11 protein-coding genes are annotated in these 16,257 nt (G+C 55.8%); 6 read left to right on the forward strand and 5 right to left on the reverse strand.

The window, feature by feature from the left end:
- Positions 1-99 precede the first annotated feature (99 nt).
- The 4 genes from ACFE7X_RS16520 (at position 100) to ACFE7X_RS16535 (ending at position 7,667) form a co-directional block, all read left to right on the forward strand.
- Positions 100-2,424, forward strand: coding sequence for a gliding motility-associated C-terminal domain-containing protein (locus ACFE7X_RS16520; RefSeq protein ID WP_375436788.1), 2,325 nt, complete (start codon positions 100-102; stop codon positions 2,422-2,424).
- A gap of 347 nt (positions 2,425-2,771) precedes the next feature.
- Positions 2,772-4,145 carry an Nramp family divalent metal transporter gene (locus ACFE7X_RS16525; RefSeq protein WP_375436789.1) on the forward strand — a complete coding sequence of 458 codons (1,374 nt, stop codon included), beginning with the start codon at positions 2,772-2,774 and terminating at the stop codon, positions 4,143-4,145.
- Positions 4,146-4,274: 129 nt separating this feature from the next.
- Entirely contained in the window at positions 4,275-6,755 is a 2,481-nt protein-coding gene (locus tag ACFE7X_RS16530) for a TonB-dependent receptor (protein WP_375436790.1), read from the forward strand.
- Positions 6,756-6,809: 54 nt separating this feature from the next.
- Entirely contained in the window at positions 6,810-7,667 is an 858-nt protein-coding gene (locus ACFE7X_RS16535; protein WP_375436791.1) for a transporter, read from the forward strand.
- Between the two features lie 108 nt (positions 7,668-7,775).
- On the opposite strand, the gene ACFE7X_RS16540 is transcribed toward ACFE7X_RS16535, so the two are convergent.
- The 4 genes from ACFE7X_RS16540 to ACFE7X_RS16555 form a co-directional block, all read right to left on the reverse strand.
- Positions 7,776-8,147, reverse strand: coding sequence for a hypothetical protein (locus ACFE7X_RS16540; RefSeq protein WP_375436792.1), 372 nt, complete (start codon positions 8,145-8,147; stop codon positions 7,776-7,778).
- A gap of 142 nt (positions 8,148-8,289) precedes the next feature.
- Complete coding sequence (locus ACFE7X_RS16545) at positions 8,290-8,691, reverse strand: hypothetical protein (protein WP_375436793.1); 402 nt, start codon at positions 8,689-8,691, stop codon at positions 8,290-8,292.
- A gap of 136 nt (positions 8,692-8,827) precedes the next feature.
- Complete coding sequence (locus ACFE7X_RS16550; RefSeq protein WP_375436794.1) at positions 8,828-10,036, reverse strand: DUF1501 domain-containing protein; 1,209 nt, start codon at positions 10,034-10,036, stop codon at positions 8,828-8,830.
- A gap of 56 nt (positions 10,037-10,092) precedes the next feature.
- On the reverse strand, positions 10,093-11,652 hold the full coding sequence (locus tag ACFE7X_RS16555; protein WP_375436795.1) for a DUF1800 family protein: 1,560 nt from the start codon (positions 11,650-11,652) through the stop codon (positions 10,093-10,095).
- 121 nt (positions 11,653-11,773) lie between these two features.
- Between ACFE7X_RS16555 and ACFE7X_RS16560 the strand changes: the two genes are divergently transcribed.
- Positions 11,774-12,553, forward strand: coding sequence for a DUF5672 family protein (locus ACFE7X_RS16560; protein WP_375436796.1), 780 nt, complete (start codon positions 11,774-11,776; stop codon positions 12,551-12,553).
- A gap of 107 nt (positions 12,554-12,660) precedes the next feature.
- Here the strand turns inward: ACFE7X_RS16560 and ACFE7X_RS16565 are convergent, their stop codons facing one another.
- Positions 12,661-15,267 (reverse strand): lamin tail domain-containing protein, encoded by a 2,607-nt coding sequence (locus ACFE7X_RS16565; protein WP_375436797.1) that lies wholly within the window; start codon positions 15,265-15,267, stop codon positions 12,661-12,663.
- Positions 15,268-15,436: 169 nt separating this feature from the next.
- Between ACFE7X_RS16565 and ACFE7X_RS16570 the strand changes: the two genes are divergently transcribed.
- Positions 15,437-16,257 (forward strand): aspartate-semialdehyde dehydrogenase (locus ACFE7X_RS16570; RefSeq protein WP_375436798.1); only part of this gene is annotated, 821 nt, incomplete at its 3' end.

Raw genomic sequence — 16,257 nt, forward strand, 5'->3', positions numbered from 1 at the left:
TACCCATAAAAAAAGAGTGTCGCTCTTTTTTTATGGGTATATTAACTTTATACCTTCCCCCCATCCTATGGCTCCATTGTTTCCATCATTCATCCATTTATGCGAAAAACTTTACTTTTCAACTTTCTTGTTACGGCGCTGTGTTTGCTTTTCTCAGGGCTCCACTCCGTCACTGCATCCCACTTCCAAGGCGGCGAATTAACTTATACTCCGGTTACGGGGATACCCAACCGCTATAAGGTCACGTTGCGCATCTTTCGCGACTGTGGAGGCGCCGCCCTACCGACTAGCGTCAGCTTGCTTTACCGAAACACGGGCTGCGGATTTACGGGTAGCACCATCACAATGCCTTTGATTGGTGGTAGCTCAATTGGGTCGCCTTACTGCGCCAGTGCCCCCAGCGGCCCGAATCCTTGCGGAGCGGGCTTGCCTACCAACTACCAAACCGGCCGCTTCGAAGCTACTGTCACCTTGCCTCCCTCCGCCGAGTGGCGCCTGAGTGTGGAAGTGAATGCCCGCCCCACCTTGGGCAATACCCAGGGCGATACGGACATGTACTACGAAGCCACGCTCAACAACCTAATAAACAACCAGAGCATCAGCAACAGCTCGGCTAAGTTCGACAGCCTCAACGTACCCATTCCGTTTGTTTGCTATCAGCAGCAAACGACTCTCAACTTCACTGCCACCGACGCCGATGGCGACGAATTAGTTTACTCACTGGCCGCGCCCCTGCAAGGCTGCAACGATCCGCTGCCCTACCAAAGGTTTAGCGTGGGTTCTAATATTGACCTGACGGCCCAAAATGGTGGTAGCCCTTGTGTTGGGACACTGCCTAACGGCGGCGTATACAGCCCCACTCTCCCGATTGCCTCTTTCGCTTTCACTGGTAATTGCCCCGTGAAAACCGGAACTTCTACCTTCTTATTCAACCCTAGCATCGGCAGCTTCACTTTCACTCCCTATTTCTACGACAACGCAATCAACAGCGCGAAAAACAAGTACGTAGTGGTGGGCAGAGTTGCGGAATACCGGCTTGTGGGGGGGATACGCACCTTGATAGGAACTGTGCGCCGGGACATTCTGGTGGTCGTTATCAACTGCGCCAATGGGGTTCCGGCTACGCCGGTAGCTAGCGGCAACAACGCCAACTCGGGGGTACAGATCGTCAATACCAACGACTCTACGTTCATCACGGCGTCTACTTGCAACTACACCCGCGTGCTGGTACGTTTCACTGATCCCAACCCCAACGACCTGCTCTCGGTTACGTATCCGGCGCTGGTAGCTACTTCGCCCAGTCAGACCACTTATCTTCCCGAAGACGTGGGCACGTTCCGCGTGATAGGCAACGGTACACGCCGGCCGATTGGGGTGCTAGATCTTCAACCGGATGTTTTCTATAAAGACCAAACCTTTCGTATCCCAGTGCAGATTCGGGACAACGGCTGCCCCGTTATCGGGCAACAGTCGCGGGTTATTGTGATTTCAGTGAAGGGGCGCAACTCGGCCCGCATAGTGGCCGCGGCCAACACCACGTCTATCTGCGTCAATACGTCCGTTAGTTTAACAGCCTCGCTCGCTCGCCCCGACTCTGTCTTGCAAGGCATTGGCACGCCCACGCCGCTTCCCCGAACTGCGGTTTACACGTACCGCTGGGACCCCGCCGACGGTTTGGCAACAGCCGATATGACCAAACCAACCATAACGGTGCGGCCATCGCAAACCACGCGTTACCGGGTACATATCAACGCGCAGGACTTTCGTCAGCAGCCTATTCCTACCTGCGTCGATACGTCTTCCATTCTTATCCGCGTAACGCCAACGCTTACGGCCCGTTTCCTGGTCGTTAGCCGGGCCGCCTTTTCCCTTAATGGCATTGCCGACAAAGAACGAATTCCGCCGCGCATTTTCACTTTCCAGAACACGTCGGTGGTACCACGCCCTGCCAACTCCACCGATACCGCCGCGGTTATTTCCACTTGGACCTACCAGCGCATAGCCGATGTCGATAAGAATCCGCTTACCGGCGAACCAGAAGTGACTTTCTCGCGCCGCTTCACTCCAAACGAGTTGATTTTGCGTGAGGGAGGCACCTACCGCTTCAGGCTGCACATCATCAACCGCGCCGGCACCACCGACTGCCCGTCCAGTGAAGCCACGCAAGAGCAAGTGGTACGCGACTTCGAAACCCCCAACGTTTTCACGCCAAACAAGGACGGCAAGAACGACGTGTTCGTGCTGACCCGGGATGAAATAGGCTCGAAGGTGCAGATTTTCAACCGCTGGGGCCGAATGGTGAAGGAATACGCCAGCTACCAAAACGACTGGGACGGAGCCGACCAGCCGGCCGGTGTTTACTACTATCTGCTAACGGACCGAAACGGGAAAACCAGCAAAGGCTGGGTTGAGTTAACTCGCTAGCTCGTCAAACGGGCGAAAAAAGGGCGTTGCACTGGTTGCAACGCCCTTTTTTTTGGCTTGAAAAATTGCAAGGCTATTCTTGATCAACACAATTGAAAATGAAGACGGGTTTGTCATTTCGGGCGGAACGAGGAATCTGAAAGCCAAGGCCAGCCGAAAAATCAGATTCTTCGCTTCGCCCGAAATGACAGGCGTGAACTTGGTAAAGCGGCTTTCAACGATTACAGCTTAAATCACTCACACAATCGAAAACTATTTCGAGCGCTTAACAGTATTTATACTGTCTTAAAAATAATTTTAGACACCTCTAAAATTGCTATCTTGTGCGTTCTTTAGTGCCTGACTCTATGCCCCTTATTACTGAAATTCCACCGGCGCCGCCGGTAGCTACGCCCGTAGCAGAAACGGGTTGGCGGCGGGCGCGTAGTGGCAACTCCTTGAGTGAAGTGTACGCCAGCATCAAGGTGCCGGCCCAAAATGCCTCTTTTTGGCGCAAACTGCTAGCTTTTTGGGGACCGGGCCTGATGGTGGCGGTTGGCTACATGGACCCCGGCAACTGGGCCACCGACCTTGCCGGCGGCTCCCAATTCGGCTATACGCTGTTATCGGTTGTCTTGGTTTCCAATTTGTTTGCCATGCTGCTTCAGCACCTGGCGGCCAAGCTGGGCATCGTGACGGGCCGCGACTTGGCGCAAGCCTGCCGCGACCATTACTCGAAGCCCGTGGCCATGGTGCTGTGGTTTCTGTGCGAAGTAGCCATTGCCGCCTGCGACCTGGCCGAGGTTATTGGTTCGGCCATCGCCCTGAACTTGCTGTTTGGCTTGCCGCTTACCTGGGGCGTGGTGCTTACCATCCTGGATGTGTTTGTGGTGCTGCTGTTTCAGAGCCGCGGCTTCCGCGTGCTGGAAAGCATAATAGCGGGGCTGATTGTGGTGATATTCGGCTGTTTTCTGTACGAAATCATTGTCTCCCGGCCCGATTGGTTTGGCATTCTGGGCGGGCTCGTACCGCAGCCGCAGGTGGTCACCAATCCCAAGATGCTGTACATTGCCATCGGCATTTTGGGCGCTACCGTGATGCCGCACAACTTGTATTTGCACTCCAGCATCGTGCAGACGCGCGCCATCGAGCAAACGGAAAGCGGCAAGCGCATGGCCATTAAGTTTGCTACCATCGACTCGACAGTGGCGCTGTTCATGGCGTTTTTCGTGAATGCCGCTATTCTGATTACCGCGGCGGCGGCCTTTCACCAAAACGGCTTGCACGAGGTGGCCGACATCAGTGACGCGCATAAGCTACTGGCCCCGGTACTCGGCGCGGGCGCGGCCAGTATCGTGTTTGCGGTGGCGTTGCTGGCTTCCGGTCAGAACTCGACGCTGACTGGCACGCTGGCGGGGCAAATTGTGATGGAAGGTTTCCTTAATCTCAAGCTGAAACCGTGGCTGCGCCGGCTTATCACGCGCGGTATTGCGGTGGTGCCCGCCCTGATTGTGACTTTGCTCTACGGCGAAAAAGGCACTGGCCAACTGCTGGTGCTGAGCCAAGTAATTCTAAGTTTTCAGCTAAGCTTCGCGGTGGTGCCGCTAGTACTCTTTACGGGTAGCAAAGCCAAGATGGGCGTGTTTGTGAACCGGCCTTGGGTTCAGACGATGGCTTGGCTGGTGTCGGGCATCATCATCGCGCTGAACGTGTATCTGCTATTCGAAACTTTCTTCGGATGAATCTTGCAATGCGTGGTAGCTGTTAGCTGCCGCGCATTTTTTTGCCAACACTTTTAGGTTCGTCTAAATATTTTTTTAACCGGGCTTAAAGACCACTCCAAACTGGTCTGCTGCCTTTCCCTACTTGTTATGAAGCTCTCCTACTTCCTGACGCTTTTTCTGCTCCTGACTACCGTTCGCGGCACCCAAGCGCAAAGCCTAACGGGCACAATTCGGGGGCAAGTATTGGCGGGCGGCAAAGCCCTGGAACTAGCCACAGTGGCTTTGCCGGGCACTACGCTTGGTACGTCTACGGATGCGCAAGGCCGCTATGAGCTGCGGGCGGTGCCCGCTGGAATGCATGCCGTAGTATTCTCCAGCGTAGGCTATCAGCTTCAGCGGCAGCAACTAACCGTGACAGCCGGCCAAGCCACGGAAGCCACAGTCAACCTCACGGCCATACCCGCAGCGCTGGCCGAAGTGGTGGTAACGGGCGTGAGCCGGGCCACTGAAATTCGCAAAAGCCCGGTGCCTATTGCCGTGCTTAGCAAGCGGGAAGTGAACCTCAACAGCAACGGCAATCTGATTGAGGCGGCCGTGAAAGGTGTGCCGGGGTTGAGCGCCGTCACTACCGGTCCTAACATCTCCAAGCCCTTTATTCGGGGCTTGGGCTACAACCGGGTGCTCACCATGTACAACGGCCTGCGCCAAGAAGGCCAGCAGTGGGGCGACGAGCACGGCATCGAAATCGACCAGTACGACATCGACCGGATAGAGGTGGTGAAAGGTCCGGCCAGCTTGATTTATGGCTCCGATGCGGTGGCGGGCGTCATCAATATGCTGTCTCGCCTGCCCAATGGCCCGGCCGGCCAGCTCCACGGCGACGCCCTAACCGAGTACCAAACCAACAACAACTTGTTCGGTACCTCCGTGGGGTTGAATTACAATGAAAGCGGCTGGCAATACGCGGCACGGGGCTCTTATCGATTGGCACAAGCCTACCGCAACGCTCTGGAAGGCCGCGTGTATGGCACCGCGTTTCGGGAGCTGAATGTAACCACGATGGCCGGAGTGGAAAAACCGTGGGGCTCCACGCACCTCTACGCCACGCTCTACGACAACCGCCAGGAAATACCCGACGGCAGCCGCGACTCCCTAAGCCGGCAGTTTACGCGGCAAGTAGCCGAGGGCGACCAAGACGACATCAAAAACCGCCCGCTCGTACCCACGGCCGACCTGAGCACCTACCGTATCAACGCGCTACACCAGCGCATCCAGCATTACCGGCTGCTCAGCCGCACCCGGTTGAAGGTGGGTAGTGGGGAAGTACAGGCGCTGCTCGGCGCGCAGCAAAACGTGCGCCGCGAGTACAACCACCCCACGGCGCCCGCGCAAGCTGGCTTGGCCGTAGCGTTGAACACCTACAATTACGACGTGCGCTACGCCGCTCCCGCGTGGCTCGGCCTGGAAACCACCTTGGGCCTAAATGGCATGTACCAAACCAACCACAACCGCGCCGCCACCGATTTCCCTATCCCCGACTACTCTTTGGCTGATGTTGGCGGCTACGTTTACCTCAAGAAAACCTTGGGCAAGCTCGACCTTTCGGGCGGCATCCGCTACGACATGCGCTTACTGAAGTGGGCCGACTTCTACGTGGGCCCGGATTATACTACCGGTTTCGCCCGGCAGTTGAGTGCCGCCGAAGTGAATGGTGCCGACCCGCAGTTTGCCGCCTTTCGCACGCATTATCGGGGCGTTTCGGCCAGCTTGGGCGCGACGTATAACCTCACGGAGCGGCTGTTGCTGCGGGCCAACGTGGCCCGGGGCTACCGGGCGCCCAACATCACGGAAGTAGGTTCCAATGGCCTCGACCCCGGCGCCCACATTGTGTATTTAGGCAACCGCAGCTTCGGGCCAGAGTTCAGCTTGCAGCAGGATGTGGGCTTGAGCGCCTACTTGCCCGATGCGGAAGTAGGCGTAAGTGTCTTCAACAACGCCATCGATAACTACATCTACCAAGCCCGCCTCAATGGCCCCGATGGGCAGCCGGTCATTATCGTACCCGGCAACACCACCTACCAATACCAGCAGGGCCGGGCGCGGCTTTACGGGGCCGAAGTAACAGTAAACCTGCACCCAAAGGCCCTGCCCGCATTGGCTGTCAACAACAGCTTGGCTTACGTTACGGGCCTAAATAAAGAAGTTAGCCTACTGGAAATCAATGGTGCTGCCGCTAAGTATTTGCCGTTTATTCCGCCCCTGCGCACACGCTCCGAAGTGCGCCTGACCAGCCAAAGTACCTGGGGGCCACTAACCAACGCCTACCTGCGGGCAGTGCTAGATTACAACGCGCCGCAAAACCGTTTCTACGCCGTTGATAACACCGAAACCCGTACGGCCGGCTATGCTCTGGTAGGGTTTGGCGCAGGCACCAACCTCACGGGTGGCCCAACTAAGCGCGAAATTCTGCAAATGTTTGTGCAACTCGACAACGTGTTCAACACGGTATATCAGTCGCACCTTAATCGGCTGAAATACTTCGAGTATTATGCAGCCTCTCCCACTGGCCGACAGGGCATTTACAACCAGGGACGCAACCTGAGCTTGAAAGTAATTGTACCGTTTTGAATTGTTTGTGGTACTTGTTCGTAGAAGGCGCACTCTCCTCCCTTTCCTACACGTATGAAGAACCGCTATCTGCTTTTGGGCTTACTCTTAGCTGGTTTTGGCGCTCAGGCCCAAGCTCCTGCCGATACCCTCAACCGCACCAAACAAGGCACTTCCGATAACACACAAGGCTCTCAGCGGCAGCTTCGGCCACTCAATGCCGACCGGCCTGGCGTAACGGAAAGTCCCAATACCATCGACCCCGGTCACATACAGCTTGAAACCGACCTGGTGCGGCTCATCAATAGCAAACCCGGCCAGTTGCCTCGCGACCGAATTTTGCGTTTGAATGCCTTAGCCATCCGGGTTGGCATTAGTGATAAAACTGAAGTACAGGCTTTCATTGACCCCTACACGGTGGAAAAAACCTGGGAACCAGGGGAGCCAATGGAACGGCACGCGGGTTTTGGCGATGTTGCCTTGCGAGTGAAGCACAACTTTATCGGAGATGACGACGAAAAAGAACGGCTCGTCGTAGCCGTCATTGGCCTTGTACGGCTGCCTACCGGCGGCCGGGAAGGAGCAGGTGGCTACGAGTATGGCGTATTTGTACCCGCTACTTATAACCTGAAGGGCGACTGGCATGTCAGCGCTCAAGCGGCTTCTTTCTTGAGCTACGACCGGGAGGAAAAGAAGCACTTCGTGGAGCTAGCGCCTTCTTTTGCTCTTGACCACGGCCTCAACAAATGGCTAGCCGTTTTCACTGAATTCGCAACTCGCTACGACTTGAAAGACAAACAGTGGATTTCGGCCATCAACCTCGGGCCCATCTTCCACATCACGGAGCGCCTCCAAATGGACTTCGGCCGCCGTTTTGCCCTCAGCCAGTCCGCCACTCGAGAATACTATGTTGGCTTGGTGATTGAGCGCTAATTCAGCTAACTACCAGCAATTACCTGTTTTCGTAACGCAAACTGCCCCTTCAATCCTAAAGTTGAAGGGGCAGTTCGTGTCTGTGTTGCACCACGCTATACACTACCGCTAGTTGTCGGTCATTAGGGAGCGGGTGTGCGCTTTCCAATCCGTGATAAACCAAGTGACGACGGACACAGCGCCCAAAGCCCAGGACAGGTTACGCTCGGCGCTACCCTGCGGGAACTTAAACACCAGCGGCGCCGCTAAGAGAGCCAAACCCGTCAGCAGATCGAGCCAACCATGAATTTGCAACGGCACGACCCGGATTAGGCCTAGCTTGAAATCAGTTAGCAGGGTAAGACCCAAGTAGCCACCGGCCATTACGAAACAAGCAGCATCAACGGCGGGCTCTAAGTCGAACACTATGGGCGCCATTGCTAAAACGGTGATAAAGAGTACGTCCACGACGCCGTGGGCAGTAGGTGACAGTAATTTCATTTAAAGCGCTGCATTAAAATGGAACCATGTTTCTTCGTACAGCATACCAAATCCGAAGATATTGGCGGCCATGATTGGAACACCGTCCACAAAGATCCTGGCTGCCTATGGCAGCCAGGATCTTTTGTACTTGCTGCTTGATCTAGTGCTGATGGTTGGGCATCACAGAATTGTGAGCAGTGGTATTGGTGTGCGTATTGGCCCGCCAATCGGTGAGCATCCATGTGCCGAGAAACAGAATCCCCATGCCTATAAAGAAGTTGCGGGCCGTTTCGTTGTCGTCATGAAAGCCGAACAGGAAAGGCGCCGCCAGCAGCACCAGGCCGCTTACCAACTCCAGGCCGCCGTGAACCGGGAAAGGAATCATGCGAGCTACGCCCATCGGGAAATCGGTCAAAAGGGTAATAACCAGATAGCCAGCCGCTAACACATAACAGACGGTGGCATAGGTGCCGTCGAAATCGAAGATGGTGGGGGCAAGTGCAAACAAGGCAATAGTGCCGTAGTCGAGCATGCCGTGCATACGAGGTGATATTACTTTCATGGCGTAATCGGGGTTAGGTGGAAAGGGAAGTCTTATGCCTTTCTACGCCCTTCGTATGCAAAGGATATGGTTGAGCTACTGCTATTTAGGCTTCAATTGTTGTATTCATAGCAGGCAACTCAAGGTACTGTTGTGCTTATACTAGACCTGGCAGCCGCTCGAACTCCCGACCCAGGATGGCCTTGTCGTCGGCTTGTAGCCAGTCGTGCAGTATGGTGGCGTAGAGGCTGCGAAAGTCCACTTGGTGCCGCAAGTCGCCATCGAGCAGGTTTTGCAGATCGGGGGCATTATTGAGGACGCCATGTTGCCGGAGGCCCCCGCCGAGTAGCAGCACGTTGTTGGCCGTGCCGTGGTCGGTGCCGTTGCTGGCATTTTGGGTTACGCGGCGGCCAAATTCCGAGAACACCAATACCAACGTGTCGTTGAAATTACCGGCTTTTTGCAGGTCTTCAACAAACGAAGCCAAGCCGTTCGACAAGTCGCCGAGCAGTTTGCCCTGCTGCTCCTGCTGCCGCACGTGCGTGTCGAAGCCGCTGAGCGACACGTAGAAAACGCGCGTGTCAATACCTGAATTGATTAGCTCCGCCGTGGTTTTCAGATTGCGGCCAAACTCCGTTGTTGGGTATATAATGCCGGACTTGTACACCTTAGACGTCTGGTATAAGTAATCGGCCGAAGACGAAGTTTCGGCCAGGGTCTTGTACAAGTAATCCAGCTCCGACACGGCGCCGGTGGGTATTGAAACGCTCACTTGCGCAATGAAGCGGTTTTGCGTTATCTGATGAAATTTCTCGGGGTTCTTCAGCGCTAATCCTTTGCGCAACTCCCCTTTCATGGCCAAGCTCAGCGTGTCGTCCACTTCCAAGCCGTTATAGGGCACTTGGCAGGTCGGACAGTTCGAGTCGAGGTAGCGGCCGAGCCAGCCCGTGCTCAAGTATTGGTCGGAGGCCGAACCGCTCTGCCAGATGTCCATGGAGCGGAAGTGCGACCGGTCGGGGTTGGGGTAGCCCACCGAGTTCAGCACGGCTACGTGGCCTTGGTCGTAGAGGCCCTTCAGGCGCATCATATTGGGGTTGAACCCTAGGTCTTTATCCAAGGTAAGCACGCCGCTTTGCTCCTTGATGCTAAGAGTGGGGCGGGCCTTGTAATACAGGTCGTTGCGGTACGGAACGATAGTGTTCAGTCCATCATTGCCGCCCCCGAGTTGCACTACCACCAGCCGACGGCCGTTGGCATCGGCCAGCTTCTGAAGGCCCCGGCGGTCCAGTGCGTGCAGAAATTTCGGCACAAACAGCAAGCTGCTGGCCAGCACAGAAGTCTTCAGAAAGTTGCGCCGAGAAGTCATATTTCTTGATGCTTATAGTAGTAGGTTCACGAGCGATGTAGAGCCAAGGGCCGCGTCTACATCAATTGGTACTCCGGCAAACTAAGCAAGCTGGTTATCATCGCGCGCAGGCGGCCTTCGGCCGGCGCATTGTCGGCCGCTTTCTGGATTAGGACCAGATTATCGGGGCGAATGGGAACTTGCAACACGAACTCACTGAGCTTACCGGCATGCTGCGCGGGGGCGGTTTCGGCTAGCATAGCTTGCAGGGGCGCCAGCTTCACGGTGGTTTTCACCTGCTGCCGAAACGTACGGTCCCCCTTGGACACCTGCGGGGCAATGTCGTTTTCGTCTTCTTTCAACGCCACGTTGAACTCGGTATTTCGGAGCAGCACCGATGGCAGTTGCAGCCGGTAAAGCAAGGACGACGAGTCGATCCAGTTGCGTCCGCCCACCCAACCGGCCACGTTCGGCGGCTCGAAAAGGGTCTGGCCCAACGCCTTCTGAAACACAATCAGCGGCTTGTCGTCTACGAGTTGCAACCCCATAGTCCGCTTGATACCGGCTAGCAACTCGATGGGCGACTTGATGCGTGTACCGACGTTGGTGGCCGCGTAAAACCAGTCGGCCGAAAACATCTGCTCCACCAGCGCGCCGATATCGTAGTTGCTCTTGAAAAAGGCTTGCGCCAACGGCTGGATGTGGACCGGGTTGGGCGCGTCATTCACGAAGAAGCGGTACAGCTTGGTGGCAATGAACTCGGCGGTGCGAGGCTGCTCCAGAATGATGCGTAGCGCCTGCTCGCCGGTGAAATTGCCGGTGCGGCCCAGAAAGGTTTTAGGGCCCTCATCGTGCTGGTTTGCCCGGAACACGAATTCACCTTGCAGATTGTATCCCCAACCGGTGAAGGCGCGGGCGGCCTCTTTCACGTCGTGTTCGGTGTAGTTGCCGCGGCCCATCGTGAACAGTTCCATCACCTCACGGGCAAAGTTTTCGTTGGGACGCTGCTTGCGGTTTTGCTGGTTGTTGAGGAATTGCAGCATGGCGGGCTCCTTGCTTACCGCCAAGAGCAGATCACCGAATTTGCCGAGCGCCAACTGCCGGATGGTGTTATTCAGGTGCAGCGCGGCATCGGGGCGCCGCACGCGGCACGCAAAATGGCCGTGCCAAAAAAAGGTCATCTTCTCCCGCAGTTGCGCCGCCGAAGTGGCCATGCGGTTCATCCAGCCCGTATTCATGGCGTAAAACGACTGACGGATATTATCGTTTTGCATTTTGCGCTGCTGAGGCGTCATGTCCTGCCGACGTAGCGGCGGCTCTTTGCCGCGTTGTACCGCCGCCTTAGCCGACATGGGCGCACCGGGCGCCGGCTGCTGCACACCCGAACGCATCGCCGGCTGATCCGGAGTTGTTATCATGGCAGCTTGCGGAGTACCTGCGCCCGGCGACACGGCCACGAACGGCGTAAGAGGCTCTTGATAGTGCATCTCGGGGCTATCAAGTATATCTATTTTCTCGGAGTCGCGTAAAAGCTGGCGTAACGCTTTCCGTGGATTCCAGCCACTGGCCACGTCTTCGGGCCGCGGCCCGAAACCGGCGCGCCAGTATAAATGCTGAAGTTGCTGTTGCGTCGTCATGGCGCTTGGACGCCAGCTAATGCCAGAAGTTTAATACAACTGAATATGGATATTAACTTAAACAGATTTGGCTCGTAAACCTTTAGATTGTATTTTTACAACTTAATCCCGGATAGATTATATGAAAAAGGACCTTGTGACTGTAGTAATACCAATTCATTTGGAAGAGCCAACTGAATTGGAGAAGATTTCACTTACCCAGATCCTTACCGTTCTGCACAAGCATCCGATTACCTTCTTGGCTCCTGCTAGCTTAAATACCACTTGGTACGAAGACTATTGCCGGGGCAAAGCCAGCATTGCCATCGAACGGTTTGCCTGGGAAGGCCATGAAGCTTTCGGCCAACTATTGCTTAGTCCCGCTCTTTACAAGCGCTTCTCCAAGTACGAGTATATGCTGGTTCACCACATGGACTCTTTTGTATTCCGGGATGAGCTAGAAAAATGGTGCCGCTTGGGCTACGACTTTATTAGCGCGGTCATTTTTCATCCGCAGTGGACAGCCATCGTTGACCATCCTCTCCGGAAGGCAATAGGATTTGGCGCCCCCGAATACTTTGGCAACGGTGGTTTCGCCCTCAAAAGAATCGACACTTTCCACCATATCACCTCGAAGTACAAGCTCTACATCGACCTTTATAACTGGATTAGAAAGCAGCGCAAGAAGCAACTGCTGGAAGATCTTTTCGTTATGCAGCACTTCCCTAAGCTTGCCAAATTCAAGGTACCAGCCAAGGCGTTGGCTCAGAAGTTCGGAGCTGAGTACGTGGAATGGGAAGAGCAAGACTTGCCATTTACCAACCAGAATATCAACAGTTTACCTTTCGGCGTCCACGGCTGGATTCAGTTTCATCAGGACTTCTGGCGGCCTAGTATCCGGCAGTTCGGCTATAGCGTTTGATGCGCTAGATACGCGCAGAGTAGTTGAGTTGCTAGCTAATACAGTGGTGCCTTGCCTCAACAAAACGTTTCGTTAAGTCAGACTACCGCATTTTTATTGCTCTTTACTCAGAAGCGCGCCCCTAGCACTACCGTTTTGCGGTAATTCCGCTTCTCGCCACTGCTAGGCTTCAGCAACTCAATCTGTACTACGTAGTAGCCAATAGCCGCTTTTTGGCCTCTATCATTGAGTCCATCCCACTGGAAGAAACCATTGGCAGCTAGGGTTTCGTTGCGCACCAAGCGGCGTGTTAGCCGGCCTTGCGCATCGTAAATGATTACACTGGCGGCGTAGCCGGGGCTGTCGAGGGTGTAGTTGAGGGTGGTGAAATCTTGCTGGCCGTCTTCATCGGGCGTAAAGACTTCGGGCGCCAAGCTGAATTGCTGCCCTCCGGTTGGGTCGGCTTGCTGTTGCGAGTTGCGGCGTCCGGGAGTGGCATATCCCACGGTGCTAGCCGCCGAGTGGAAGTTGCTCGCCTCGCTCGGCCCATCAGCCCGAATGCGCTCCAACGACACGCCATTTAGGTCATCAAGCAGCTTTAGGTGTTGCTCGTCGCGGTAGGCGTAGCGGTCCAACGTATGGCTTTGCGCATCCCGAACAACTACGATACCGGCATCGTCGGCGTAGCTTGGAAAGCTGGCCATTTGCAGGAAAGAAGTTGGCTCAGCGCTGATAGGATACTGGCTCTGTACAATGTCGGGGCGGGTGGTGAGCAGCAGGAACTGGCCGGGCGCCAGCACGTAGGCGCTACTACCTATCGGCTCCTGGTCGATGGTGCCGTCAGGTTTTTCGAGGCCTAGTTGCCAGCCTTGTATATCGAGGTACTTGGCAGAGCGGTTCAGCAATTCCACAAAGTCTACGGCACTAGTGCGCGGGTTGAACAGAATTTCATTGATGACTACGTCGCCGGGGGCTACGGGCGCGGGCAAGGCAAATGTGGCGGACGTGGCCGGACCAGCCGCGTTGCCAACGCAGTCGGTGGCATGTTGCACGGCCACCGTTATGGGCTGGTTAGCTTGCAATGGAGCATTCAGCATAAGGTCCACGGCTCGGAAATCAGGTGCTACGGGGGCAACTCGCGCAACGGCTACGGCCGGCGCAAGAGTGTAGAGCGCCGGGTTGGCGGCGGCCACGCTGTCCAGCTTTTCCCCAAAAAACAGCCGCACTGTAGTTGGATTCAGAGCTAAGGCGCGCAGCAGCACGGGCGCAGTACGGTCGGCATTAGTGTTGCGCGCCCCGTTAAGGCGGCCGGGCGTACCACCACTGGCATCCGTGCTAGCCGTCCAGTTCTCGATACCCGCACAAGGGTTAGCGACATCCACCATTTCCAGGCTCCAGCCGCCGTCTTTCTTGCGGCTGTCTTTGTACCAAGTGTCAGAGTAGTTGATTTCGAACAGCGTTTGACCATTGCGTCCGCGCACGAGCAGTTCGTCGCCAGCATTGGTAAGGCTCGGGAAATTGATTAGGCCGAATACCTTCCCGAAAGCAGTGAACTGCGCGCTGCGCGCACTGCTGCACACCACGGCATATTCGCCCGGCAGCAGCACTGCACCACTCGGGAATACCGCCGGGCTGCTGGTGCTGCTCGGTTTGAGCAGCCGAACGCCGCTTAAGTCCAGTACCGCTGTAGCTGAGGGGTTATGAATCTCGAGGTATTCAGATGCGGGCAACCCTATTATGGGCGTTTCGTCGGCAAATATTTCGGTGACCAGCACTTGATTCAGGCTGGGCGCTACGGCAAAGCCGCTGTTCTGAAAGCTTGCAGTGAACGGCCCAGCAGCGGTATTACTATACAGATCAGTAGCGTTGCGAATCTCCAACGTGTTGGTAGCTAGCGGTATGTTGGCGGCTAGGGTTAGGTGCACCAGGGTGGCATCGGCAGCATCGCGCTGCGCGTCAAGCACAGCAGGTGCTCCGGTAGCAGCCAAGCGGTAGTTGGTTGCGGCTTGCGTGGAGGCCACTGGCTCGTTGAAAGTCACGTCGAGCTGCCGGGCAGCTACCACCGCCACGGACACCAGGGCTGGTGGAGCGGTATCTGTAACGCGAAAATCATCGAAATAGAAGGCCCGGCTGTTGGCGGACGAGTACGTTAAAGACACGCCGAAGTACGCCCCGCGCCGTAAGGTAGCATCCGTGGCGCTGCCTTCGCTTGCGTAGGTGGTACCACCGGCTAGGTCCCGCTCTAAGGTCCAAACGTCTTGCGCCGAGCGAGTTACCCGAACGCGCACCAAGTTATTAGTTGTTGAGTTGAGCGTAGCATCGGCGCCGTTTACCACATACGCCGGGCTGCCGGTAGCATCCTTGCGGAAGAGTGCCACTTCGTCGGTGGTACCGCCGAGGCGCACAAAGTAGCCGCGGTTGCCGGTGGCTTTCAAGTCGGCCTGCTCGGAAAGCAGCCACACGTCGGCGTAGTTACCGCTGCTGGTCGCCAGCCGCAGGTTCGCCCAGAATTCCCAAGTGGTAGCTCCGGCAACTTGGGCGGGCGTTGCAAGTTGCAAAGTGGTGCCCGTGGCAGCGGGGCCGTTGCTTTGGAGTTGCTGGCCGGTTATCTGAAAACTGGCAGCATCGCCAATCCAAGCGGGATTTGAAGTGAAGTTGCCGTCGGCAAACGTATCGAGTAGCTGCGCCGCGGCCGTGAAAGGCGCCAGCAATAATAGAAGTAGCAGTTTCTTCACAAAGACCGATATAATTTCTCGCCAAGCTGAACAGATAAAATATCAGCTGACAAGCTTTTAATTAATAAAACAAAGTAGTGACCCGCAGCACTTTTTTCATATAAGACACAGCCAGAAAGATAAAAGAAATTACTGGCCTTACCTTTACTGAATCCAAACCTTAACAACCATGAAAGTAGCCGTAATAGGTGCCACCGGTTTGGTCGGTGGTGAGATGCTCAAAGTGTTGGCCGAACGTAACTTCCCGGTCACGGAACTCCTACCCGTTGCCTCCGAAAAATCGGTGGGTCAGGAAATCGAGTACCAAGGCAAAAAATACAAAGTGGTGAGCATGGACGACGCCATTGCGGCCCGCCCGGCAATAGCCATTTTCTCGGCCGGTGGCTCGGTATCGAAGGAGCATGCTCCGCGCTTCGCCGAAGTGGGTACCGTCGTTATCGACAATTCTTCGGCGTGGCGCATGGACCCCACCAAGAAGCTGGTGGTGCCCGAAATCAACGCCAAGGACATAACGGCCGACGATAAAATCATTGCCAATCCCAACTGCTCTACCATTCAGATGGTGGTGGCGCTCAATAAGTTACACGAGGCATACAAAGTGCAGCGCATTGTGGTGAGCACCTACCAGAGTGTAACGGGCACCGGCAAGAAAGCCGTGGACCAGCTTATGCAGGAGCGCGCCGGCCAAGCTGCCACCAACCCCGCCTACCCCCACCCCATCGACCTGAACGTGCTGCCCCACATCGACGTGTTTCAGCCCAACGGCTACACCAAGGAGGAGCTGAAAATGGTGAACGAGACGAAGAAAATCATGAGCGACGACAGCATCCGCGTCACCGCCACCTGCGTGCGGGTGCCCGTGATGGGCGGCCACTCGGAGTCGGTGAACGTGGAGTTTGCCCAGGATTTTGACCTCGACGACGTGCGCGACGTGCTGCGCCACACCGAAGGGGTAGAGCTGGTAGACGACCCCAGCCAGAACAGCTACCC

The organism is uncultured Hymenobacter sp., assembly GCF_964242765.1.
Lineage (GTDB): Bacteria > Bacteroidota > Bacteroidia > Cytophagales > Hymenobacteraceae > Hymenobacter.